Origin of the sequence: Microbacterium sp. MMO-113, from assembly GCF_037148555.1 — a bacterium.
Lineage (GTDB): Bacteria > Actinomycetota > Actinomycetes > Actinomycetales > Microbacteriaceae > Microbacterium.
In genome coordinates this window covers 968,751-990,269 of the sequence record NZ_JBBCTD010000001.1, presented here as the reverse complement: position 1 = coordinate 990,269, position 21,519 = coordinate 968,751, and the positions used below count along the sequence as shown (strand labels likewise).

The following is a 21,519-nucleotide window of genomic DNA, read 5'->3' as shown; positions in this document are numbered from 1 at the left end:
CGGGCGAGCGGGCGGTACGGACGGCGTAGTGTGGATCCGTCCCTTCGACGATAGATCCTCCGCGCGCCCCCGGGACCCGATCCGTAAGACTTCGACACAGGCCGTTGCCTGATTCAGGACCGTGATGACCGACCCGACCACCCGCACCGGAACCGTCCACCTCACCGAGCGCACGCCGACGGTCAGCGGACCCGAGATGCTCGCGAGCCTGGTGCCGCCGCCGCAGTTCGACGACGCCACGTTCGACAGCTATCGGGCGGACCCCGCCTACCCGTCGCAGGAGGAGGCCAAGCAGACGCTGCTCCGGTTCGCCGGACGCGGCGCCCCCGTCAAGCGGGGCGGCCTGTTCAGCAGGGCGAAGAAGGAGCCCGAGCTGAAGCCCGGGGTCTACCTCGACGGCGGTTTCGGCGTGGGCAAGACCCACCTGCTCGCGTCGATCTACCACGCGATGCCCGCGCGCCGGAAGTACTTCGGCTCGTTCATCGAGTACACCGCCCTGGTGGGTGCCCTCGGCTACAAGAACACCGTCGACCTCCTGAAGGGCGCCGATCTGCTCTGCATCGACGAGTTCGAGCTCGACGACCCGGGCGACACCATGGTCATGACGCGTCTGCTCGGTGAGCTCGTGCCCACCGGGACCCGGCTCGCGGCGACCTCCAACACGCCGCCGAACGCGCTCGGCGAGGGGCGTTTCGCCGCGCAGGACTTCCTCCGCGAGATCCACGCGATGTCGGACAGCTTCCAGACCCTGCGCATCGACGGCGTCGACTTCCGGCAGCGCGCGATCGACGGTCACGCCGTGGCGCTGGACGACGCGGCGTACGGCGCCGCAGTGGAGAGGGCAACGGCGGACGGCGCCGTGTCGGACGACGCGTTCGACGACCTCATCCGGCACCTGGCGCAGGTGCACCCCTCGCGCTACATCCGGCTCATCGACGGCCTGCACCGGGTGGGGCTGCGGGGCGTGCGTCAGCTCACCGACCAGTCCGAGGCCCTGCGGTTCGTCGCCTTCGTCGACCGCGTCTACGATGCCCAGATCCCGATCCTCGCGACGGGCCTCGGGCTCGACGCCGTGTTCTCCGACGAGATGCTCGCCGGCGGCTACCGCAAGAAGTACCTGCGCGCCATCTCCCGGCTCAACGCGCTCACGCATTCTGCGTAAGCCCGCAGGCCCGCGTAACGCGATGTTCACACGCGGAGCCGGGCTGTAACCGCGGGGAAACAAACCTCACGCATGGGCGAAATCGCCCGTGGTCACACTGAAGCTCTCAACTACTTCGGATGTGAGGTTTTCCTATGGATGCTCCCGGCAACATCTCGTGGGCGATCACCGCGACGGCACTGGTGCTGCTCATGACGCCCGGCGTCGCGTTCTTCTACGGCGGTCTCGTCAAGGCGAAGAGCGTCGTCAGCATGATGATGATGAGCTTCGGCTCGATCGGACTCGTCGCCGTGCTGTGGATTCTCTTCGGCTTCTCGATGAGCGCCGTCGACAGCCCGACGGCTTTCGCGGGCAACCCCTTCGCGGACATCGGCCTGTCCAGCCTCGCCTCGGGTGAGGGGTCGAACGTCGCCCTCCTCAGCGTCGCGTACGGCGCCACCTTCGCGATCATCACCGTCGCCCTCATCTCCGGGGCGATCGCCGATCGGGCGAAGTTCGGCAGCTGGCTGATCTTCGCGGGCGTGTTCGCCACGGTCGGCTACTTCCCGGTCGCCGCCTGGGTCTGGGGCGGTGGCTGGATCATGAACCTCGGGACGACCCTGTTCGGCGAGGACAGCGGCATCGGCGTGATCGACTACGCCGGCGGTACCGCGGTGCACATCAACGCGGGCGCCGCGGCGCTGGCCCTCGCCCTGGTGCTGGGCAAGCGCATCGGGTTCCAGAAGGGCATCCTCAAGCCGCATAACGTACCGCTGACGCTGCTGGGCGCCGCCCTGCTGTGGTTCGGCTGGTTCGGCTTCAACGCCGGTGCGGAGTGGCTCGCCGAGGACATGGGCGGCGTCGGACTCATCGGCCTGAACACCCTGGGCGCGACCGCGGCCGCGATCCTCGGCTGGATCCTCATCGAGCGCATCAAGGACGGCAAGCCCACCTCGGTCGGCGCCGCGTCCGGCGCGGTGGCGGGTCTCGTGGCGATCACCCCGGCGTGCGCCAACCTCACCCCGGGATGGTCCCTCCTGCTCGGAGCGGTCGCCGGCATCGTCTGCGCCCTCGCCGTGGAGCTGAAGTTCCGCCTCGGGTTCGACGACTCGCTCGACGTTGTCGGCATCCACCTCGTCGGCGGCCTCATCGGCACCGTGTACCTCGGCTTCTTCGCCACCGGCACCGGCCTGTTCGTCGGCGGCGACGCCCGCCAGCTCGCCGTCCAGGTGATCGCCGCGGCCGGCGTGCTGATCTACTCCTTCGTGGTCGCCTGGGTGATCGGCTTCGTGATCCAGAAGACGATCGGATTCCGCATCACGAACGAGGACGAGATCGCCGGTGTCGACCAGGTCGTCCACGGCGAGGAGGGCTACGCTCTCGCGAACGCGTGACGACGGTTAGGGTGACCGTGTGGGCACGACCAGCAACGGCATCCTGAAGACACTCACGGACCTCCTGCGCCGAGCAGTGGGCTCCTCCCGGGCGTCGCGGACCTCTCCCGGTCCGCGGCGCCCGGACGCGCGTCTGCGGACGGCCGAGGAACGCGAGCGGCGGTCCGGTACCGTGGCGGACTCCGGGGCGGAGCCGGGGAGAACGCGCGGCACCGAGACCGTGCGGCTCGATGCCGGGCGCATGCCGGCCGTCCGCGTGGCCTACGCTCCGCAGCGGGACGGCGCCCCGGATGCGGGCGAGGTGGTCTGGACCTGGGTGCCGTACGAGGAGAACGACGGCCGGGGCAAGGACCGGCCGGTGCTGGTGATCGGACGGCAGTCGTCCGAGCGGGTGTACGCGGTGCGGATGACCAGCAGGCCGCATGACGGCGACCGAGACTACCTCTCGATCGGGAGCGGGGAGTGGGACGGGCAGGGCCGCGAGTCGTGGGTCGACATCGAACAGCTCTACAGCGTCCACGAGCGTGGACTCCGCCGGGAGGCGGCGGCCCTGGATCGTACCCGGTACGCACGAGTAGCGGCGGCGCTCCAGCGGCGATACGGGTGGGCGCAGAGCTGAGACCGGCGCCGGTTCCCATCCGATCGACGCGGGGCTCCGAACCTTCCTGTGAGTCGCCGCCGGCGGCACCCAAGGAGGAATCATGCGTTTCATCCCGACCAAGGTCCATGGAGTTCTCGACTACGTCGTCGGGATCGCTCTGATCGCCGCGCCCTGGCTCTTCGGCTTCGCCGGCATGGGTGGAGCTCCCGTCGTCATCCCGATCGTGCTCGGCATCGGCCTCATCGTCTACAGCCTCTTCACGAAGTACGAGTGGGGTCCGTTCGGTCTGATCCCCATGCCCGTGCACCTCGTCTTCGACATCGTCGCGAGCCTCTTCCTCGCCCTGTCGCCGTGGCTGTTCGGCTTCGCGGACGAGGCGCTGAACGTCTGGCTCCCGCACGTCGTCGTCGGTGCCGCCGTCATCGTCGTCGTGCTGTTCTCCCAGCCGCAGCCGCAGAGCACGCGCGGACGGGCGGCGACCGCCTGACGCGGGACAGGACGAAGGGGCGACCGGATCCGATCCGGCCGCCCCTTCGTCATGAGGGCTACTCCTCGTTGTCGGCCTCGGCCTGATGCTCCTGCTGCTGCTCGGTGTCGACCTGGGCGGGAGGCAGGTCCTGGAGGAACTGGCGGTCGCTGTTCGGGTCGCCGCTCCCGTCGCCGGCGAGCGGATCCTGCGCGCTGACGTCGTCGGCGGGGATGTTCTCTCGTCCGTTCATGTCCTGTCCTCTCACGCGGGGCGCCGGGTGCGCCCGTTCGCAGGCGAGTCTGCCCGCCCTCGGCGGAGGACGGGATCCCCTGGTGCGATCGGACGCGCAGTGATAGGCGCGATCAGCCCCGGAGAGCGGCGCTGATCCAGCGGGCGTACTGGTGCCAGGGGTCGCCGCCCTGTTGCAGGACCGCGATGTGCGCGCGGATCTCAGGCGTCAGCGTGAACCACTCGCCGCCTTCGCGCGCAGAGGCGAACTCGCGGTGACGCTGCTGTTCGCGCACCCGGTCGCCCTGTTCGAAGGCGAGGAGCTCGTCGTGACGGATGCTCGCCAGGCGGCGCCGCGGCTGCCTGCTCGTGCCGATCTTCACCCTGCGGTCGTAACGGAGGTAGTACACGACGTCGATCCGCGGGAACGGCAGGTCGGGGTCGGGGGAGTCCCCGTAGCGCCAGTCGCAGAGCGCGCAGTGCCACGCGTCGTCCGTCCGCAGCCCGGCGAGACCGCCGCACAGCGGGCAGGGTCCGGGGAGAAGGCGGGGTTTCGGCACCGGAGCAGCGTACGTCGTCCCTCGGACATCGCCGCCATCTGGCAGCAGCCGGCGCTCCTGTCAACCACTGCCGCGGAGCGTCGTCCCTTGCCAGACTCGGCCTATGGTCTTCATCGGATTCCACGCCTCCCACGAGCAGATCCCGCCCAGTGCCTTGCTCGACGCGGTCGTCAGCGCGGAGTGGGCCGGCTTCGACGGGGCGATGTGCTCCGATCACCTGGCCCCGTGGCTGCCCGAGCAGGGGGAGTCGGGATTCGCCTTCAGCTGGATCGCCGCGGCGCTGGCCCGCACCCGCTTCCCGATCGGCATGGTCAACGCGCCGGGACAGCGATACCACCCGGCGATCGTCGCACAGGCCTTCGGGACGCTGGAGGAGATGTTCCCTGGACGGTTCTGGGCCGCACTCGGCAGCGGGGAAGCCATGAACGAGCACGTGACCGGCGACGTCTGGCCCGCCAAGGACGTCCGGAACGCGCGGTTGCGCGAGAGCGTGGACGTGATCCGCCGGCTGCTGGCCGGAGAGGAGGTCGACCATGACGGTCTCGTGCGCGTGCACCGCGCGCGGATCTGGACCCGGCCGGCGCAGCCGCCACCCCTCTTCGCCACCGCGGTCAGCGCCGGGACCGCGGAGTGGGCGGCCGGGTGGGCGGACGGGCTCGCGACCGTCGCCCAGGAGCCGTCCGCGCTCCGGAGGGTGGTCGAGGCCTACCGCTCGGCCGGGGGACAGGGGCCGTGCATCCTGCAGACGCACGTGAGCTGGGGCGCCGACGACGCCGAGGCGTACGCGACCGCGAAGGAGCAGTGGCGGCAGGGAGTCGTCACCCCGCCGCTTGCGTGGAACATCGAGCAGCCGGAGGACTTCGACGCGGCGGTGGGCGAGGTCGACGAGGCGGGGCTGCGCAAGGCGGTCCTCGTGGATCATGACGCCCGTTCCCTCGCGGGACGACTGGCGGAGCTCGTCGGCGTCGGCTTCGACCGGATCTACCTGCACCACGTGGGCCGCGAGCAGACCGGGTTCCTGAAGGCGGCCGCCTCCGAGATCCTGCCCGCCCTGAGAGAGCGCACATGAAGATCACCGACACGAGCGACCTGTGGTGGAAGACGGCCGTCGTCTACTGCCTCGACGTGGAGACCTTCCTGGACGCGGACGGCGACGGCGTCGGCGACCTCCGCGGCCTCGCGCAGCGGATCGACTATCTGGCACAGCTGGGCGTGACGTGCCTGTGGCTCATGCCGTTCTACCCCTCTCCCGACCTCGACGACGGTTACGACGTCAGCGACTTCTACGGCGTGGACCCTCGTCTGGGCACCCACGGCGACCTCGTGGAGGTGATCCGCACCGCCCGCGACCGCGGCATCCGCGTGATCGTCGACCTCGTCGTCAACCACACCTCCGACCGTCACCCGTGGTTCCGCGCGGCGCTCCGGAGCGTCGACTCGCCCTATCGCGACTACTACGTGTGGCGGGACGATGCGCCGCCCAAGGGCCAGAAGAACACGGTGTTCCCCGGGCAGGCCGACGGGATCTGGACGAAGGACGACAAGTCCGGGCAGTGGTACCAGCACAGCTTCTACGAGCACCAGCCCGACCTCAACATCGCCAACCCCGTGGTCAGGGACGAGATCGCGAAGGTGATCGGATTCTGGCTGCAGCTCGGCGTCTCGGGTTTCCGGGTGGACGCCGTGCCGTTCCTCCTCGAGGTCCCGAAGACGGCCGACATCCCCGACCCGCACGAGCTGCTGCGGGATATGCGACGCTTCCTCCAGCGTCGGTCCAGCGAGGCGATCCTGCTCGGCGAGGTCAACCTGCCGTACGAGGAGCAGCGGGCGTACTTCGGGGGCGCGGACGGCGATGAGCTGACCATGCAGTTCGACTTCGTGGCGATGCAGGCGCTCTATCTGTCGCTCGCTCGCCGCGACCCCGCGCCGCTCATCGAAGCGCTCACGGCCCGCCCGGTTCTCGGACCGGAGGTGCAGTGGGCGAACTTCCTCCGAAACCACGACGAGCTCACCCTCGACAAGCTGACCGAGGCCGAGCGCCAGGAGGTCTTCGAGGCCTTCGCGCCGGACGAGAGGCAGCGAGTGTTCGGGCGCGGGATCACCCGACGGCTGCCGCCGATGCTGGAGGGCGATCCCCGGAGGATCCGGATGGCCTACAGCCTGCTCTTCACCCTCCCCGGGACGCCGGTGCTGTTCTACGGCGAGGAGATCGGGATGGGCGAGAATATCGCCATCGAGGGACGGCAGGCCGTTCGGACGCCGATGCAGTGGTCGGCGGATCGCAATGGCGGCTTCTCCGATGCGCGTCCCTCTCGCCTGGTCGCGCCGGTGCCGACGGACGGCTATGCCCCGGCGCACGTGAACGCCGTCGCGCAGCTCGAGGACCCGGGGTCGTTGCTGCACTTCATCCGCGATCTGACCGCGCGCTACCGGGTGTCTCCGGAGCTCGGGTGGGGGATGTTCCGCGTCATCGATCAGCCGCAGGACGCCCTGCTGGTGCACTCCCTGGAGGCCGATGTCGGGCTCACGATCGCCGTCCACAACTTCGCCGAACGGCCGGCGACGACGCGGTTCCGGCTGGGGGAGGAGCCCGCGGGTACGACCCTGGTCGACCTCCTCGACGCGCGGCGCGTGCCCCTCGACGACGACGGCGGGGTGGAGCTGGAGCTTCCCGCGTACGGCTATCGGTGGCTGCGGGTCTTGCGCCCGGGGGACGGCAGGGTCCTGTGACGATCCGGAAACACCGAAGGCCCCGGATGACCGGGGCCTTCGAAGGGATTCTGTGGGCGATACCGGACTCGAACCGATGACCTCTTCCGTGTGAAGGAAGCGCGCTACCAACTGCGCCAATCGCCCATACCCGTGGGGTACGTCAACCGATACTACCCGACCGGAAAGCGCTCGGATGACCAGTCCGGGAGACACGCGCGAGATTCGCCACGGGTTTGGCGGAGCGCGGATCATCGGCTAATGTTTCATAAGTGCCCGGGACAACCGGGAACGAAATGCGGATGTAGCGCAGTTGGTAGCGCACAACCTTGCCAAGGTTGGGGTCGCGAGTTCGAGTCTCGTCATCCGCTCGAGTGCAGTAGATCTTCTCGAAGATCGGCGGCACGTGGGGTCAATCCACACGGTGGCGTGGCCGAGCGGCTAGGCACCGGCCTGCAAAGCCGTTTACACGGGTTCGAATCCCGTCGCCACCTCACGGGAAAACTGAATAGCCCCAACGGGCGCGATTGGCGCAGCGGTAGCGCGCTTCCCTGACACGGAAGAGGTCACTGGTTCGATCCCAGTATCGCGCACCACCTGAAACCCCCGGTTCTGCCGGGGGTTTTTTCTTCCCCGCACGCCGTTCCCCCCGCTCCTCCCTCGCGCAGGCTCGCAGATCCGCGCGCGGTCGCAGCCTCATGGCAGAGCTCTGCGCCCTCGGCGCGAATCTGCGTTTCGGTGCCGCCGGGATCGAGTTCGAAGATGTGTTCGAATATCGGTATCCTGGACGAGGCCGGAGGAAGGAGCCGGTGTGGGGAACTCGGGTCACGCGCTCTCCGCGTACAACGACATGCGGTCGCAGCATCAGGCCATCGAGGCCGCCGCACGCCGCGGCCCCCTGCAGTCCCTGTCCGATCGCGAGCTCGCCCTGCGTGAGTCCGCCGTCACCGTCTATCCGCACGCGCTCCAGCGGCGGGTGCGGGCGTGGGTGCGGTTCGGCCCGGAGGCGATCCGCGTGGAGGCCAAGGTCGTCCGCTCCACTCCGCTCGCGGCTGGCATCGAGTTCCGTGCCGGCGAGCGCACGTACCGCTGCTGGGTCTGGGGGAACGCCGTCCAGCCGGTGGAGGGGTGACTCCGAGAGTGGACACCACTCGCACGATCTGTTCGTTTCCCGTCCGCACATCGGCGTCTTCGGCCCCACGGGGTGATGCCGATGACAGGGTGGACCGACATCACCACCTGCGATCGACGATCGCTCTTCCGCGGGACGAGATTTCGTGGCGATCACCTCAGGAGGGCGGACATGGGCAGGTTCATCTACGAAGGAAGCACCAAGGTCGAGGTCGAAGACCGCGCGCTGCGACATTTGCAGCTGGTGATGACGGCGAAGCTGCGGCGGGGCGAGCCCTTCCCGTACACCTGGAAGGAGGACGCCAGCATCGGGGGCGGACGGATCACCGTCTGGATCCATGCCGGGAGCTCCATGGTGTTCAAGTACGTGGGGAGCCGTCAGCCGGAGGTCAATCGGGCCTGGGTCGACGCGCTGGCGTACACCGCCAACTCGCCGAACGGCCTGTATCTCGTGCCGGAGCCGGCTGGCAGCGCCGTCACCAAGAATCTGGACGTGTCGTAGGCCACCGGGCCGCGACAGTCGGGACGCCCCCTCCGCGAGGCGAAGTGGAGGCGTCCCGACGTGGTGCAGCGAGGCTCAGACTCGCCGTCGCTGCGGCGCGGCGACGCGGACCCCTCTGAGCCCGCACCTCAGTCGAGCAGCGTCTCCCCGATGTAGCCGCCCTCCGCACAGCCCGGGGGCACGGCGAACACGGCGGATCCGATCGGGACGGTCCACTCGTTGAGCAGGTCGAGTTCGTCGAGCCGTTGCTGCATGGGGACGAACTGCCGCGCGACGTCGGCCTGGAACGCGGCGAAGAGCAGTCCGGACTCGGAGACGCCGTCTCCGGCCGGGCGCTCGTCGTAGTTGTACGCCCGGCGGAAGATGCGTTCCGTGCCGTCACCGCGAGCGCGCCGGATGTGCGCGAACGCCGGGATGACGGGGAACCCGATGGCCGTCGTCGCGTCGAAGTCCGGCTCGTCGAACTCCGACGTCCCCGTGAGCGGCGCACCGTCGCGGAGCAACCGCCCCACCGAGGCCTCACGGCCTCCGCGATCCAGGCGGTCCCACGCGTCGAGGTCCATGCGGATGCGGCGGAGGACCATGCCCGTGCCGCCGGCCAGCCAGCCGTCATCGCTCCAGACCACTCGGTCGAAGTCGTCGGTTCCCGGCTGCGGGTTGCTCGTCCCGTCGACCTGCCCGAAGAGGTTGCGCATGGTCGTCCCCGGTCGCTCGGTGCCGTGCGCGCGGCGGAAGCCCTGCTGGATCCACCGGACGGTCGCGAAGCCGCGCGCGTCCTTCAGGAGCATGCGCTGCGCGTGCGCGACCGTCAGGGGATCGTCGGCGGCGAGCTGGAGGAGCAGGTCTCCCTCGCTGAACCCCGGCTGCAGGCGATCCACCCGGAAGGCGGGCAGGGGAGCGAGCCAGGACGGACTGCTGCCGCCGGCCCGTGCCACGAGAGCCGGGCCGAAGCCGAACGTGACGGTCAACCGGGCGGGGGCGACGGCGAGCTCCGGCTCGGAGTCCGCCAGCGCCCCGCGTCCCTGGGTCAGCCGCGCCGCATCGTCCGTGAGGATACGCAGGAGCCGGCGAAGTCCGTCGCGGTCGACTTCCGGCCGGAGATCGAGCGCCACGAACGAGCCGTGCGCCTGGGCGGGGGTGTCGATCCCGGCCTGATGGACGCCGTGGAACGGAACGGTGAGGGAGCCGTTGAGCGGAGCACGGGCCGCGGGAGCCTCCGTGTCCGCTCGCGTGAGGGCGAGGTCCGCCCCGACCGCGACGGCGGCCCCGACACCGGCGACAGCCCCTCCGAGAAGGAACTGCCGCCGGGTCGAGCCGGTGCGGCCGGTGCGCGCGCCCGAGACGCGCGCGGACATCAGTGGTCCATGCCCTCGTGGTCGTCCGCGCCGTCGTAGTTCTCGTTCGCGCCGGAGTAGTCCTTCACCGGCGCGGCGAACTCGAACGTGGAGTCGTCCGACAGGGTGACGGTGAAAGCGATCTCGTCACCGGCTTCCAGAGGCTCGGAGAGGTCCATCATCATGATGTGATTCCCCCCGGGCTCGAGGGCGAGGCGGCCGCCGGCGGGGACGACGAAACCTCCGGCGATCTCCCGCATGACCATCTCCCCGGCCTCGTTCTCCACGGTCTCGTGCAGCTCGATCATCGGCGAGGCGGCGGAGGCGACCGATGTCACCGTCACGTCCTCCTCGCCCTCGTTGACGAGCACGCCGAAAGCCGCGGACATGCCTTCATCGGCCGACTTGACCCAGGCGTCGTCGATCCGGAGGACCTCGCCGGCGGGGGCGCTGGTCGGCGTTTCGGCGGTGGGCGCGGTGCACCCGGTGAGCGCGAGGAGCGAGAGGACGATCGCCGCGCCGAGGCGGGGGAGGGAGGTGCGAGTGTTCATGATGATGCCTTTCAGGAGTTCTCTGCCGTGTCGTCGCCGGATTCCGGCGCCACGGCGGCCGCGCGACGGCGGCGGAGGATGAGGAGGAGGACGGCGAAGACGGCGACGGCGGCTGCCGCCCCTGACCCGCCGACGAGCAGGACCCGGATCGGATCGCCCGTCTCGTCTGCGTTCTGATCCGATGCGGTCGACGATCCGCTCGGGGCGGACGCGGTCGGCCCCGGGTTCCCGGTCGACTCCAGCGGAACGGCGTCTCCGATCGCGAAGGGGATGATCCCCGCGATCGGGTGCCCGTCCTCGGAGACGACCTGCCAGCGCACCTGGTACCCGCCGTCCGGCATGTCGGGCAGGAGGGCAGCGGTGACGTTCCGTCCGCGGACCTCCACTTCGCCCGTCGCCCAGTCCTCACCCTCCGCGTCGACGACGAGGACGACGGCCCCGGCGGTCGACTCGTCGAGGACGAGGAGCTCGCCCGAGAACGTCATCGTGACGCTGACGGGCGCGGTGTCGAGCCGTTCCCCGTCGGCAGGGCTGCTCTCGATGAGTTGGTCATGGGCGGTCGCCGGCGCTGCCGTCGCGAGGATCGCGACAGCCGCCAGCACCGCCCCGGCCGCGAATCTGCGGACAGGGGACATGGAAGAGCCTCTCTTCAGACGTCGCCGAGCGACGCGGGTACCTGCGTTCGAACGCGCGTCACCGGGGACGGCGCGAGGACGCACCGCACGGCGGGAGGCCGCGGGCGCGGATCAGAGCGCGGGGAGAGCGGGCGGGGCGCGCCCGAGAAGCGGAGTGAGAAGGCGAAGACCACGGCCCGCCGGCACGAGGAAGAGCCCGGCGAGGCGGAACGGAGAAGCGGCGGAGCGCGGGGCGAGCGTCACGTCCGCACGTCGACGCACCCAGCGGACCAGTCGGACGGCGAGATCGCGCAGGGTGAGGAGCAGCCGCTCCCCGCGGTGGAGAGCCGCCACAGTGAGGAGGGAGGCGAGGGCGTGCCCGAGCCACATCGAGGCGTCGATGGTCGCGACGACCGCGGAGCCCTCGACCGCAGGGAGGACGAGCGGAGCGCCGTGCACGTGACGGACAGCCACGCCGGACGCGCTGACCGTGCCGAGCACGAAGAGCACGTGGAAGAGGAACTGGCTCACGGCCACGGAGAGGGTGAGCCGGGTGAGGGAGAGCCTTCGTCCGGCGAGGAGCACGCACACCATGAAGGCGAACAGCCAGGGCACCAGGATGCCGAGAGGACCCGGCATCTCCCCGCCGCCGCTCACGTGACCCGCCAGGGCCACGAAGATCGCGAGCGACGAGGTCGCGAAGCCCCGCACGACGGCGGGCTTGCGGGACGGGCTCACGGGCACCAGTCTGCCATGCGCCGGTGGTCGCCGCGGGCGTGAGCCAGGCGTCAGCTCCGCGGTGCGCCCGAGCGCTTCACGACGTCGTAGGCCGCGAGCGCTGCCTTGCGGGTCTCGCCGAGGTCGACGATCGGCTCAGTGGGGGCGTCTGCGGCCCAGCGCCCGATGTACTGCCCCTCGCCGTCGAACTTCTTGGCCTGCAGCTCCGGGTTGAACACGCGGAAGTACGGGGCGGCGTCGGCACCGGAACCCGCGACCCACTGCCAGTTGAACGGGTTGCTCGCGTCATCGGCGTCGACCAACGTGTCCCAGAACCACTCCTCGCCGAGCCGCCAGTCGATGAGAAGATTCTTGACGAGGAACGATGCCGTGACCATCCGCACCCGGTTGTGCATGTACCCCGTGTGCCAGAGCTCCCGCATGCCCGCGTCGACGAGGGGGACGCCGGTCTCGCCGTGCTGCCAGAGCTCCAGGCGTGCGGGATCCAGCGGAGGCCACGGGAACGCGTCGAACTCGCGCCGCAGGTTCTTCGTCGCGAGATCGGGGAAGTGGAACAGCGTGTGCCAGGCGAACTCGCGCCAGCCGAGTTCCGAGAGGAATCCGCCGGCGCCGTCGACCTCGATCGCCTCGTGCCACACGGTGAAGGGGCTGAGCTCGCCCCAGCGCAGACGCGGAGACAGCCGGGAGGTGGCACCGGCAGCCGGCGCGTCGCGAGCGTGGTCGTACGTGCGGAGGTCTTCGGCGAGGAAGTGCTGTAACCGGCGGCGCGCGGCGGGCTCGCCGGGCTCCCAGGTGTCGCGCAGACCGCCCGCCCAGTCCGGGGTGGTGGGCAGCAGCCCCCAGTCGTCCAGCGCGTCGGAGGAGAGCCGCGTGCCGACGCCGCGAAGCTCGCGGGGCTCGGGGAGCGGAGCGCGCGGGGCCGGAAGGGCCAGACAGGCCCGCCAGAACGGTGTGAAGACGGAGTAGTGCGTGCCGCTCCCGGTGGTGACGGTCCACGGCTCGTGGAGGAGCGACCCGGCGAAGGATTCCACCTGGAGACCGTCGTCGCGCAGGGTCGCCTTCAGCCCGGCATCGATCTCGCGCCCGGCCGCCCCGTATCGGCGGCTCCAGAAGACCGCTCCCGCACCCGACTCGGCGACCAGTTCTCGCACGACCCGGTCGGCGGGCCCGCGCCGCAGCACCAGCGTCGCCCCCTTCTCACGCAGTCGTCCGGCGAGCGAGGCCAGCGAATGGTGCAGCCACCAGCGCGCCGCGCCGCCCAGCGGACGGATGCCGGGGGACTCCTCGTCGAGGAGGAAGAGCGCGATGATCGGTTCGTCGCGCTCGACGGCGGCACGCAGCGCGGGGTTGTCGGCCAGGCGGAGATCGTCGCGGAACCAGACGATCGAGGGCGACGTCATCGGGTCGCCCACAGCGCCCAGGCGATCAGCAGAGGCTGCAGGAACAGGCGGCCGAACCGCCGCTGGTCCGTGTCGAGCCCCGGCGTCGAACGCCCGGTGCGCCACTGATGCCAGTTGCCGGGGAAGACCGCGGCGAAGAAACCCGCCGTGGCCCACCCCATCCGTCGGCGCTCGCGGGGCAGGGCCACCAGCCCCGCCGCGAGCGCGACCTCGGCCGCACCCGACGCCAGGACGATCGTGTCCTTGTCCATCCGGGTCAGGCGGGTCGCCCAGTCGGGCACGACGACCCGGAACCCGCGTGTCTGAGTGAAGTGCAGCACGCCCATCGCCCCGAGGGCGAGAGCGAGGAGCCAGCGGGCGATCGTCCGTGTCATGCGCCCACGCTATCGTCCCCGTCGGACGCCGCGGCTGTCACACTGAGGCAATGACCGTGCTGCGCATCACCGTCCTCTTCCTCCTCGCCGCCGTCGCCGAGATCGGCGGCGCCTGGCTCGTCTGGCAGGCGGTGAAGGAGGAGAGGGGCTGGCTGTTCGCGGTCCTGGGGGTCATGGCGCTCGGGGCCTACGGTTTCATCGCGGCCCTGCAGCCGGATGCGAACTTCGGCCGTGTCCTGGCTGCGTACGGCGGGATCTTCATCGCCGGCTCCCTCGCCTGGGGCGTCATCGTCGACGGATTCCGCCCCACCTCGTGGGACGTGATCGGCTCCGCGGTGGCGCTGGTCGGGGCGGCGATCATCATCTTCGCGCCGACGGCCGCGGATCCGCTGTCGGAGACCGCCGCGTGACGGTCGGCGACCTGCGAGCGGACGAGTAGCCTAGATCCAGACCCAGATGGAGTGATCAGTGCCTGAAAACGCCCAGCCGACCGACGGCTTCGCCCTGTTCTCTGACCGAAACGTCGTCGCCATGCGCGTCGGCGGCGTCCTGAAGGACCTCGCTGCGACGGTCACCGAGACCGACGACGTCGAGCCCGTCACGATCGACAGCCCCGACGGCCTGAACATCCTGCGTCACTCGACCGCGCACGTGCTCGCCCAGGCGGTGCAGCGGATCAACCCGCAGGCGAACCTCGGCATCGGTCCGCCCATCACGGACGGCTTCTACTACGACTTCGGCGTCGACACGCCGTTCACGCCGGAGGACATCAAGGCGATCTCCAAGGAGATGCAGCGCATCGTCCGCGAGGGCCAGCGCTTCGTCCGTCGCGTCGTGACCGACGAGGAGGCTCGTGCGGAGCTCGCGGACGAGCCGTTCAAGCTCGAGCTCATCGGGCTCAAGGGCCCTTCGACGGGCTCCGAGGGCGAGATCGCCGAGGGTGCCTCCGTCGAGGTGGGGGAGGGCGAGCTCACGATCTACGACAACACCACCCGCGACGGCGAGGTCGTCTGGAAGGACCTCTGCCGCGGTCCGCACCTGCCCAACACGCGCATGATCGGCAACGGCTGGGACCTCACCCGCATCGCCGCCGCGTACTGGCGGGGAAGCGAGAAGAACCCGCAGCTCCAGCGCATCTACGGCACCGCGTGGCCGACGAAGGACGAGCTGCGCGCCTACCAGGAGCGCATCGCCGAGGCCGAGCGCCGTGACCACCGCAAGCTCGGCGCCGAGATGGACCTGTTCTCCTTCCCGGACGAGATCGGCTCGGGACTGGCGGTGTTCCACCCCAAGGGCGGCATCATCCGCTACGAGATCGAGGAGAACCTGCGCAAGCACCTGCTGCGCAACGGCTACGACCTCGTCAACAGTCCGCACATCACGAAGAAGGATCTCTTCATGACGTCCGGGCACCTGCAGACCTACGCGGACGGCATGTTCCCCCCGATGCACCTCGACGAGGTCGTCGACGATGAGGGCAACGTCACCCGCCAGGGCCAGGACTACTACCTCAAGCCGATGAACTGCCCGTTCCACAACCTCATCTTCCGTTCGCGCGGGCGCTCTTACCGGGAGTTGCCGCTGCGTCTGGCCGAGTTCGGCACGGTCTACCGCTACGAGAAGAGCGGAACGCTGTCCGGACTCACCCGCGTGCGCGGCCTGACCCAGGACGACGCGCACATCTACGTCGCCCAGGACCAGGTCAAGGAGGAGCTCACCACCAACCTGAACCTCGTGCTCGACCTGCTCCGCGACTACGGCCTCAACGACTTCTACCTCGAGCTCTCGACGAACGAGGAGGGCAACCCGAAGTTCCTGGGCGAGCCCGAGCAGTGGTCGACCGCGATCGACACGCTGCGCGAGGTCGCGATCGAGTCCGGTCTCGAGCTCGTGGCCGACCCCGGGGGCGCCGCCTTCTACGGACCGAAGATCTCGGTGCAGGCCCGCGACGCCATCGGCCGCACCTGGCAGATGTCGACCATCCAGCTCGACTTCAACCAGCCCGACCGCTTCGAGCTGGAGTACACCGGTCCCGACGGGCAGAAGCACCGGCCCGTGATGATCCACCGGGCGCTCCTCGGCTCCGTCGAGCGCTTCTTCGCGATCCTCCTCGAGCACTATGCCGGCGACTTCCCGCTCTGGCTCGCGCCGAGCCAGGTCGTGGGCGTGCCCGTGGCCGAGCAGTACGGCGACTACCTGGATGACGTCATCGCGCAGCTGCGCGCGGCGGGCGTGCGGGCCGACGTCGATCACTCCGATGACCGCATGCAGAAGAAGATCCGCACCCACACCACGGCGAAGGTCCCGCTCATCCTCATCGTGGGGGAGCAGGATCGCGCCGCAGGCACGGTGTCGTTCCGCTTCCGCGACGGCACGCAGGAGAACGGCGTGCCGGTCGCCGACGCGGTGCGCCGGATCGGCGCGGCCATCACGTCGCACGCGCTGGTGCTGAAGGCAGGGGATCTCGCATGACGGGCGGTGAGGCGGACCTCGAGGACGCCTCCCGTCTCGTCGGGGTGCCCGACGAGTTCCAGCGCCTGTGGACCCCGCACCGGATGGCGTACATCCAGGCCGGGCCGGAACCGCTGCGCGAGGAATGCCCGTTCTGCGAAGCGCCGAAGTACCCGGATGCGGAGCGGCTCATCGTGGCGCGCGGGGCGACCGCGTACGTGCTGCTGAACCTCTTTCCGTACAACTCGGGGCACCTGCTCGTGTGCCCGTACCGGCACATCGCCACCTACGACCAGGCGACGCCCGAGGAGGTCGCGGAGATCGGCGCCCTCACGCAGACGGCGATGCGCGTGCTCCGCGAGGTATCCGGCTGCGACGGCTTCAATCTCGGCATGAACCAGGGTGCGGTGGCCGGAGCGGGCGTGGACGCGCACCTGCACCAGCACGTCGTGCCGCGGTGGCGCTCGGACGCGAACTTCTTCCCGATCATCGCCAAGACGAAGGCGCTCCCGCAGCTCCTCGGAGAGGTGCGGGAGGCCGTCGCGGAGGCCTGGCCCGCCGCCGAACGCTGAGTCGTCGCGTCGGCGTCCCAGACCCAGGGCCGAGCAGGGGTCAGCGCACCTGGCGGGCGGTGAACTGCATCCGCGGGTTCGCGTAGAACTCCTGCGCCTCGACGAGCTGCAGCTCGCGCTCGCCCGAGTCGAGCGTGGCCTGCAAGAGGTCGTAGACGCTGGAGGCGGTGCGCTCCAGAGCGGTCTGCGCGCTGCCGGTGGCGACGTAGTGCGCGGTGAACAGCGCCGCCGTCACGTCGCCGGAGCCGTTCGCCTTCATCGGCAGGTGCGGGGTCTGCACGAGCCAGGCGCCCGCGTCGTCCACGGCGAGCATCTCGATCGTGCCCTCTTCGCGGTCGGGCCGCTCGACGCTCGTGACGAGCACCGTGTGCGGTCCCATCGCTCGGGCGAGGTCGACCGAGGCGAGGGTCGACTCGAGCGTGTCGGGCTCGGTCTCGGTGAGGAAGCCCAGCTCGAACTGGTTCGGCGTGATGATGTCGGCCACCGGAACCACGCGTTCGCGGAGCAGGATCGGGATGGCCGGAGCCACGAAGCAGCCCGACTTGGCGTTGCCCATGACCGGGTCGCACGCGTACAGCGCCTCCGGGTTGGCAGCCTTCACCCGGGAGACCGCGTCGATGATGACGTCGCCGATGCCCTCGCTGCCCTGGTAGCCGCTGAGCACGGCGTCGATGGAACCGAACACGCCGCGTTCCTCGATGCCGGTGATGACCTCGCCGACGTCAGCCGGGTCGATCAGCGGGCCGCGCCACGCGCCGTAGCCGGTGTGGTTCGAGAACGTCACGGTGTAGACCGGCAGCACCTCGACGCCGATGCGCTGCAGCGGGAAGACGGCGGCCGAGTTGCCGACGTGACCGTACGCGACGGCGGACTGGATGGACAGGATCTTCATACCCGGTCCCTTTCATTCTGGGCGGGGCGGTGCCCGCGTCGGGTGGTCATCGTCCGGCGGCGACGAGGTCGGCGATGAGGGTCTCCGTGTCGCCCTCGGAGAGGTCGTGCACGGTGAGTCGGAGGTGGTGTGAGGGCTCGGCGCGCTCATCGAGCGCGAAGTCATCACCGGTGCGCGCGAGCCAGCCGCGCCGCATCAGGTGGTCGGCGACGGTGCGTGCGGGCTTCTCGAAGCCGACCCACAGGCTCAGGCCGTCCGGGTCGGGCGCGTCGATCCCCTCCGCGCGCAGGCGTCCCGCGAACGCGGCGTTCCGCGCGGCGTAGTGCCGGCCTGCCTCCGCGATCTCCTCGCGCACGGCGGGGTCGGTGAGCTGGGCGAGCGTGAGCCGCTGCAGCAGGTGGCTGACCCAGGTGGTGCCGGGGCTGAGCCGCATCGCCAGGCGCTCCGCCGTCTCCGGGTCGGTCGCCGCGAGCGCCAGGCACATGTCAGGGCCGAGGAACTTCGACACCGAGCGGACCAGGGCGAATCGCCGATGCTCGGGTCCGATCAGCGATTCGTACGGACGCTGGGAGAGCAGAGAGAAGTGGTCGTCCTCGATGACGAGCACATACGGGTGGTCGGCGAGCACGGCCCGCAGCGCCTTCGCGCGGACGGGGGAGAGGCTCACCCCCGTCGGATTCTGTGCGCGCGGGGTGCAGATGACGGCACGGACCCCCGCGTCCAGAGCGGCGCGGAGACCGTCGACCGTCATCCCCTCCTCGTCCACCGGCACCGTGATGGCCCGGTATCCGCCCAGCCGTACGGTATGGATGCTCGCGAGGAAGCAGGGGTCCTCGAGCGCCACGGCGTCGTCACGCATCAGGGCCTGGGCGAGCAGGCGCTCGACGGCGTCCACTGCACCGCTGGTCACGGTGACCCGGAAGTCGTGACCGGTGAGGTCGGCGCCCATCCACTCCCGTGCCCACGCCTCGAGACCCCGGTCGATCACCGGCTCCCCGTAGAGCACGGGTCGGCGACCGATCGTACGGAGCGCCGGGGACGGATCGGGGATCCGGGCCGGGTCGGGGTTGCCCGTGCCGATGTCGCGGAGGACGGTGTCGGGCGCGTAGCCCTCCTGCGGCACCACATCGACGCCGGCGACGACGGTGCCGGCGCGCCCCCGCGAGTGCACGAGACCCGCCTGCGCGAGCTGGCGGTAGGCGGCGACCGCGGTGTTGCGGTTGACCCCGAGGGTCGCCGCGAGCTCGCGCACGGGAGGGAGGACCTCGCCGGGCCGGAGCGTGCCGCGATCCCGGAGGGCGCGCACGCTGTCCGCGATCTCGGCCGCGGTGGTTCCCCTGATCTGCTCGCTCATGATCCTCCTCCGAGATTCTAGGTGGATCGGACAGTGCTACCTTTGATCTAGATCAAAACCGATTTCGGATCATCCGACAGGAGACCCCCATGACCGAGCAGCCCACCACCGGATCCGCACGCGTGAAGCGCGGTCTCGCCGAGATGCTCAAGGGCGGCGTCATCATGGACGTCGTCACCGCCGAGCAGGCGAAGATCGCCGAGGACGCCGGGGCCGTCGCCGTGATGGCGCTGGAGCGTGTCCCCGCGGACATCCGTGCGCAGGGCGGGGTCTCGCGGATGAGCGACCCGGACATGATCGACAGCATCATCGACGCAGTGTCCATCCCCGTCATGGCGAAGGCGCGGATCGGGCACTTCGTCGAGGCCCAGGTGCTGCAGGAGCTCGGCGTCGACTACATCGACGAGTCCGAGGTGCTCTCGCCCGCCGACTATGTGAACCACATCGACAAGTTCGGCTTCACCGTGCCGTTCGTCTGCGGCGCCACGAACCTCGGGGAGGCGCTGCGTCGCATCAACGAGGGCGCCGCGATGATCCGGTCCAAGGGTGAGGCCGGCACGGGTGATGTCTCCGAGGCGATGAAGCACATCCGGAAGATCCGGGGAGAGATCGCCGCGCTGACCGCGCTGCCGAAGGATGAGCTGTTCGTCGCCGCGAAGGAGTTGCAGGCGCCGTACGAGCTCGTCGCGGAGATCGCCGAGACCGGCAAGCTCCCGGTGGTGCTGTTCGTCGCAGGCGGCGTCGCGACCCCGGCCGACGCGGCGATGATGATGCAGCTCGGCGCCGACGGCGTCTTCGTCGGCTCCGGCATCTTCAAGTCCGGCAACCCCGCGGAGCGGGCGAAGGCCATCGTCAAGGCCACCACGTTCTTCGACGACCCGAAGGTGATCGCCGAGGTCTCGCGCGGCCTGGGCGAGGCGATGGTCGGCATCAACGTCAGCGACCTGCCTGCGCCGCACCGCCTCGCCGAGCGTGGCTGGTAGCCCGCGCGTCGGCGTCCTCGCGCTTCAGGGGGACGTGCGAGAGCATGCCGCGCTCCTCGAGGCGCTCGGCGCCGACGTGGCGCTGGTCCGTCGGCCCGAGGAGCTCGCCCGGGTCGACGGACTCGTGATCCCGGGCGGTGAATCGACCGTGATCGACAAGCTCGCCCGGTTGTTCGGGTTGCAGCAGCCGATCCGGGACGCGATTGCGGAGGGGATGCCGGTGCTCGGCACCTGTGCGGGGCTGATCCTGCTGGCCGATGAGGTCGTCGACGCGATCGACGGACAGCAGAGTTTCGGCGGACTCGATGCGGTCGTGCGGCGCAACGCGTTCGGGCGTCAGGCCGAATCGTTCGAGGCCGAGCTGATGGTGCCCGCGTTCGACGAGCCGGTCACGGCCGCCTTCATCCGCGGACCCGTCGTGGAGGCGGTCGGACCGCGGGCCTCGGTGCTCGCGAGCCTGCCCGACGGTCGCGTGGTCGGTGTGGAGCAGGACGGACTGCTCGGACTCAGCTTCCACCCGGAGATCACGAACGAGACGCGGTTCCACCGACGCTTCCTCGACCGGGTATCTCGCCGCTGACAGTGTCGTGGGTTCAGGCCCTGGCGCGAGAACAGGCGCGTCCGCGCGAAGGTGCCTGAACTCGCGCGAACGCCTGCGCGAGCGGGACAACAGCGGCACCGCGGCACGGTTCGATAGACTGGACGACGCCCTGGGCGGCGTTCCGGGGCGCAGACGACGAGCGGAGACTTATGTCCGGGCATTCCAAGTGGGCCACGACCAAGCACAAGAAGGCCGTCATCGACGCGCGCCGTGCGAAGTCCTGGGCCAAGCTCATCAAGAACATCGAGGTCGCGGCCAAGCTGGGCGGCGCCGATCTGCAGGGCAACCCCACGCTCTTCGACGCGGTGCTCAAGGCGAAGAAGACCTCGGTCCCCAAGGACAACATCGACCGCGCCATCAAGCGCGGCGCCGGCATCGGCGGCGAGGCCGTCGAGTACACCTCGATCATGTACGAGGGCTACGGTCCCAACGGCGTCGCGCTCATGATCGAGTGTCTGACCGACAACAAGAACCGTGCAGCGGCCGAGGTGCGCACCGCGCTCAGCCGCAACGGCGGCACCCTCGCCGACCCGGGCAGCGTGGCGTACAACTTCAGCCGTAAGGGCGTCATCGTCGTCGGTTCCGAGGGCACGACCGAGGACGACGTTATGATGGCCGCGCTGGAGGCCGGCGCCGAGGAGATCGAGCCGCACGCCGAGGGCTTCGAGGTCATCACCGAGGCGAGCGACCTCGTGGCCGTCCGCTCCGCGCTGCAGGACGCCGGGATCGAGTACGAGTCGGCCGACGTCGAGTTCGTGCCGAACCTCAAGGTCGAGATCGACGCCGAGACCGCCCGCAAGGTGTTCCGCCTCATCGATGCGCTCGAGGACAGCGAGGACGTGCAGAACGTCTTCAGCAACTTCGACCTGTCCGCCGAGGTCCAGGCGGAGCTCGAGAACGACGACGCCTAGGCGCGGCGC

The 21,519-nt window shown here is 70.0% G+C and carries 24 protein-coding genes and 4 tRNA genes; 17 read left to right on the top strand and 11 right to left on the bottom strand.

Going from position 1 to position 21,519, the window contains the following annotated elements; translation table 11 throughout:
* Window positions 1–124 precede the first annotated feature (124 nt).
* The 4 genes from zapE to WFJ36_RS04765 all read left to right on the top strand — a co-directional run bounded on the left by zapE (window position 125) and on the right by WFJ36_RS04765 (window position 3,623).
* A complete protein-coding gene (gene zapE / locus WFJ36_RS04780) occupies window positions 125–1,162 on the top strand; it encodes a cell division protein ZapE (RefSeq protein WP_071328674.1) in 1,038 nt (345 codons plus the stop codon).
* 134 nt (window positions 1,163–1,296) lie between these two features.
* Window positions 1,297–2,535 (top strand): ammonium transporter, encoded by a 1,239-nt coding sequence (locus tag WFJ36_RS04775; protein ID WP_025103552.1) that lies wholly within the window; start codon window positions 1,297–1,299, stop codon window positions 2,533–2,535.
* A 19-nt stretch (window positions 2,536–2,554) separates the two neighbouring features.
* A complete protein-coding gene (locus tag WFJ36_RS04770) occupies window positions 2,555–3,154 on the top strand; it encodes a type II toxin-antitoxin system PemK/MazF family toxin (RefSeq protein WP_292789774.1) in 600 nt (199 codons plus the stop codon).
* Window positions 3,155–3,236: 82 nt separating this feature from the next.
* Window positions 3,237–3,623, top strand: coding sequence for an SPW repeat domain-containing protein (locus WFJ36_RS04765; protein WP_060922080.1), 387 nt, complete (start codon window positions 3,237–3,239; stop codon window positions 3,621–3,623).
* A gap of 58 nt (window positions 3,624–3,681) precedes the next feature.
* Here the strand turns inward: WFJ36_RS04765 and WFJ36_RS04760 are convergent, their stop codons facing one another.
* Together WFJ36_RS04760 and WFJ36_RS04755 are read right to left on the bottom strand one after the other, a co-directional pair.
* Window positions 3,682–3,855 carry a hypothetical protein gene (locus WFJ36_RS04760; protein WP_292789770.1) on the bottom strand — a complete coding sequence of 58 codons (174 nt, stop codon included), beginning with the start codon at window positions 3,853–3,855 and terminating at the stop codon, window positions 3,682–3,684.
* Between the two features lie 112 nt (window positions 3,856–3,967).
* A complete protein-coding gene (locus tag WFJ36_RS04755) occupies window positions 3,968–4,393 on the bottom strand; it encodes a GIY-YIG nuclease family protein (protein ID WP_071328673.1) in 426 nt (141 codons plus the stop codon).
* 103 nt (window positions 4,394–4,496) lie between these two features.
* Here WFJ36_RS04755 and WFJ36_RS04750 point away from each other — a divergent pair, with 103 nt between their 5' ends.
* Window positions 4,497–5,462 carry a TIGR03885 family FMN-dependent LLM class oxidoreductase gene (locus WFJ36_RS04750; protein ID WP_336642745.1) on the top strand — a complete coding sequence of 322 codons (966 nt, stop codon included), beginning with the start codon at window positions 4,497–4,499 and terminating at the stop codon, window positions 5,460–5,462.
* Complete coding sequence (locus tag WFJ36_RS04745; RefSeq protein ID WP_336642744.1) at window positions 5,459–7,123, top strand: alpha-amylase family protein; 1,665 nt, start codon at window positions 5,459–5,461, stop codon at window positions 7,121–7,123. Before WFJ36_RS04750 ends, WFJ36_RS04745 begins: the two co-directional genes overlap by 4 nt.
* Before the next feature lie 53 nt (window positions 7,124–7,176).
* Here the strand turns inward: WFJ36_RS04745 and WFJ36_RS04740 are convergent.
* Window positions 7,177–7,249: transfer RNA gene (locus WFJ36_RS04740), tRNA-Val, on the bottom strand.
* A gap of 151 nt (window positions 7,250–7,400) precedes the next feature.
* Between WFJ36_RS04740 and WFJ36_RS04735 the strand changes: the two genes are divergently transcribed.
* The 5 genes from WFJ36_RS04735 (at window position 7,401) to WFJ36_RS04715 (ending at window position 8,735) form a co-directional block, all read left to right on the top strand.
* Window positions 7,401–7,473, top strand: a tRNA-Gly gene (locus WFJ36_RS04735).
* A gap of 52 nt (window positions 7,474–7,525) precedes the next feature.
* Window positions 7,526–7,596: transfer RNA gene (locus WFJ36_RS04730), tRNA-Cys, on the top strand.
* 27 nt (window positions 7,597–7,623) lie between these two features.
* Window positions 7,624–7,698, top strand: a tRNA-Val gene (locus WFJ36_RS04725).
* 215 nt (window positions 7,699–7,913) lie between these two features.
* Entirely contained in the window at window positions 7,914–8,234 is a 321-nt protein-coding gene (locus WFJ36_RS04720; protein ID WP_336642743.1) for a hypothetical protein, read from the top strand.
* 171 nt (window positions 8,235–8,405) lie between these two features.
* Window positions 8,406–8,735, top strand: a complete 330-nt coding sequence (locus WFJ36_RS04715; protein ID WP_071328670.1) for a DUF7882 family protein — start codon at window positions 8,406–8,408, stop codon at window positions 8,733–8,735.
* A 128-nt stretch (window positions 8,736–8,863) separates the two neighbouring features.
* Here WFJ36_RS04715 and WFJ36_RS04710 read toward each other — a convergent pair whose 3' ends face one another.
* The 6 genes from WFJ36_RS04710 to WFJ36_RS04685 form a co-directional block, all read right to left on the bottom strand.
* Window positions 8,864–10,090: a Dyp-type peroxidase gene (locus WFJ36_RS04710; protein ID WP_336642742.1), complete on the bottom strand. Its 1,227-nt coding sequence runs from the start codon at window positions 10,088–10,090 to the stop codon at window positions 8,864–8,866.
* Complete coding sequence (locus WFJ36_RS04705) at window positions 10,090–10,620, bottom strand: copper chaperone PCu(A)C (RefSeq protein ID WP_292789758.1); 531 nt, start codon at window positions 10,618–10,620, stop codon at window positions 10,090–10,092. The genes WFJ36_RS04710 and WFJ36_RS04705 overlap by 1 nt, the downstream gene beginning before the upstream one ends.
* 11 nt (window positions 10,621–10,631) lie before the next feature.
* Window positions 10,632–11,255 carry a copper resistance CopC family protein gene (locus tag WFJ36_RS04700; protein ID WP_336642741.1) on the bottom strand — a complete coding sequence of 208 codons (624 nt, stop codon included), beginning with the start codon at window positions 11,253–11,255 and terminating at the stop codon, window positions 10,632–10,634.
* 111 nt (window positions 11,256–11,366) lie between these two features.
* On the bottom strand, window positions 11,367–11,972 hold the full coding sequence (locus WFJ36_RS04695) for a hypothetical protein (protein WP_143049263.1): 606 nt from the start codon (window positions 11,970–11,972) through the stop codon (window positions 11,367–11,369).
* A gap of 50 nt (window positions 11,973–12,022) precedes the next feature.
* Window positions 12,023–13,372 (bottom strand): cryptochrome/photolyase family protein, encoded by a 1,350-nt coding sequence (locus WFJ36_RS04690; RefSeq protein ID WP_292789755.1) that lies wholly within the window; start codon window positions 13,370–13,372, stop codon window positions 12,023–12,025.
* Window positions 13,369–13,746: a DoxX family protein gene (locus WFJ36_RS04685; RefSeq protein WP_071328665.1), complete on the bottom strand. Its 378-nt coding sequence runs from the start codon at window positions 13,744–13,746 to the stop codon at window positions 13,369–13,371. The genes WFJ36_RS04690 and WFJ36_RS04685 overlap by 4 nt, the downstream gene beginning before the upstream one ends.
* Window positions 13,747–13,796: 50 nt before the next feature.
* Between WFJ36_RS04685 and WFJ36_RS04680 the strand changes: the two genes are divergently transcribed.
* From WFJ36_RS04680 to WFJ36_RS04670, 3 genes are all read left to right on the top strand, one after another.
* On the top strand, window positions 13,797–14,156 hold the full coding sequence (locus WFJ36_RS04680) for a YnfA family protein (protein ID WP_071328664.1): 360 nt from the start codon (window positions 13,797–13,799) through the stop codon (window positions 14,154–14,156).
* Between the two features lie 121 nt (window positions 14,157–14,277).
* Window positions 14,278–16,218 (top strand): threonine--tRNA ligase, encoded by a 1,941-nt coding sequence (gene thrS / locus WFJ36_RS04675; protein ID WP_292789824.1) that lies wholly within the window; start codon window positions 14,278–14,280, stop codon window positions 16,216–16,218.
* Window positions 16,215–16,769, top strand: coding sequence for an HIT family protein (locus WFJ36_RS04670; protein WP_336642740.1), 555 nt, complete (start codon window positions 16,215–16,217; stop codon window positions 16,767–16,769). The genes thrS and WFJ36_RS04670 overlap by 4 nt, the downstream gene beginning before the upstream one ends.
* 40 nt (window positions 16,770–16,809) lie before the next feature.
* Here WFJ36_RS04670 and pdxY read toward each other — a convergent pair whose 3' ends face one another.
* Window positions 16,810–17,661: a pyridoxal kinase PdxY gene (pdxY, locus tag WFJ36_RS04665; RefSeq protein WP_071328661.1), complete on the bottom strand. Its 852-nt coding sequence runs from the start codon at window positions 17,659–17,661 to the stop codon at window positions 16,810–16,812.
* Window positions 17,662–17,707: 46 nt separating this feature from the next.
* On the bottom strand, window positions 17,708–19,015 hold the full coding sequence (locus tag WFJ36_RS04660) for an aminotransferase class I/II-fold pyridoxal phosphate-dependent enzyme (protein WP_071328660.1): 1,308 nt from the start codon (window positions 19,013–19,015) through the stop codon (window positions 17,708–17,710).
* A gap of 89 nt (window positions 19,016–19,104) precedes the next feature.
* Between WFJ36_RS04660 and pdxS the strand changes: the two genes are divergently transcribed.
* The 3 genes from pdxS (at window position 19,105) to WFJ36_RS04645 (ending at window position 21,510) form a co-directional block, all read left to right on the top strand.
* Window positions 19,105–19,998 (top strand): pyridoxal 5'-phosphate synthase lyase subunit PdxS, encoded by an 894-nt coding sequence (gene pdxS, locus WFJ36_RS04655; RefSeq protein ID WP_025103530.1) that lies wholly within the window; start codon window positions 19,105–19,107, stop codon window positions 19,996–19,998.
* Complete coding sequence (gene pdxT, locus WFJ36_RS04650) at window positions 19,988–20,578, top strand: pyridoxal 5'-phosphate synthase glutaminase subunit PdxT (protein WP_292789744.1); 591 nt, start codon at window positions 19,988–19,990, stop codon at window positions 20,576–20,578. The genes pdxS and pdxT overlap by 11 nt, the downstream gene beginning before the upstream one ends.
* Before the next feature lie 170 nt (window positions 20,579–20,748).
* A complete protein-coding gene (locus tag WFJ36_RS04645) occupies window positions 20,749–21,510 on the top strand; it encodes a YebC/PmpR family DNA-binding transcriptional regulator (protein ID WP_060922277.1) in 762 nt (253 codons plus the stop codon).
* Window positions 21,511–21,519: the final 9 nt, after the last annotated feature.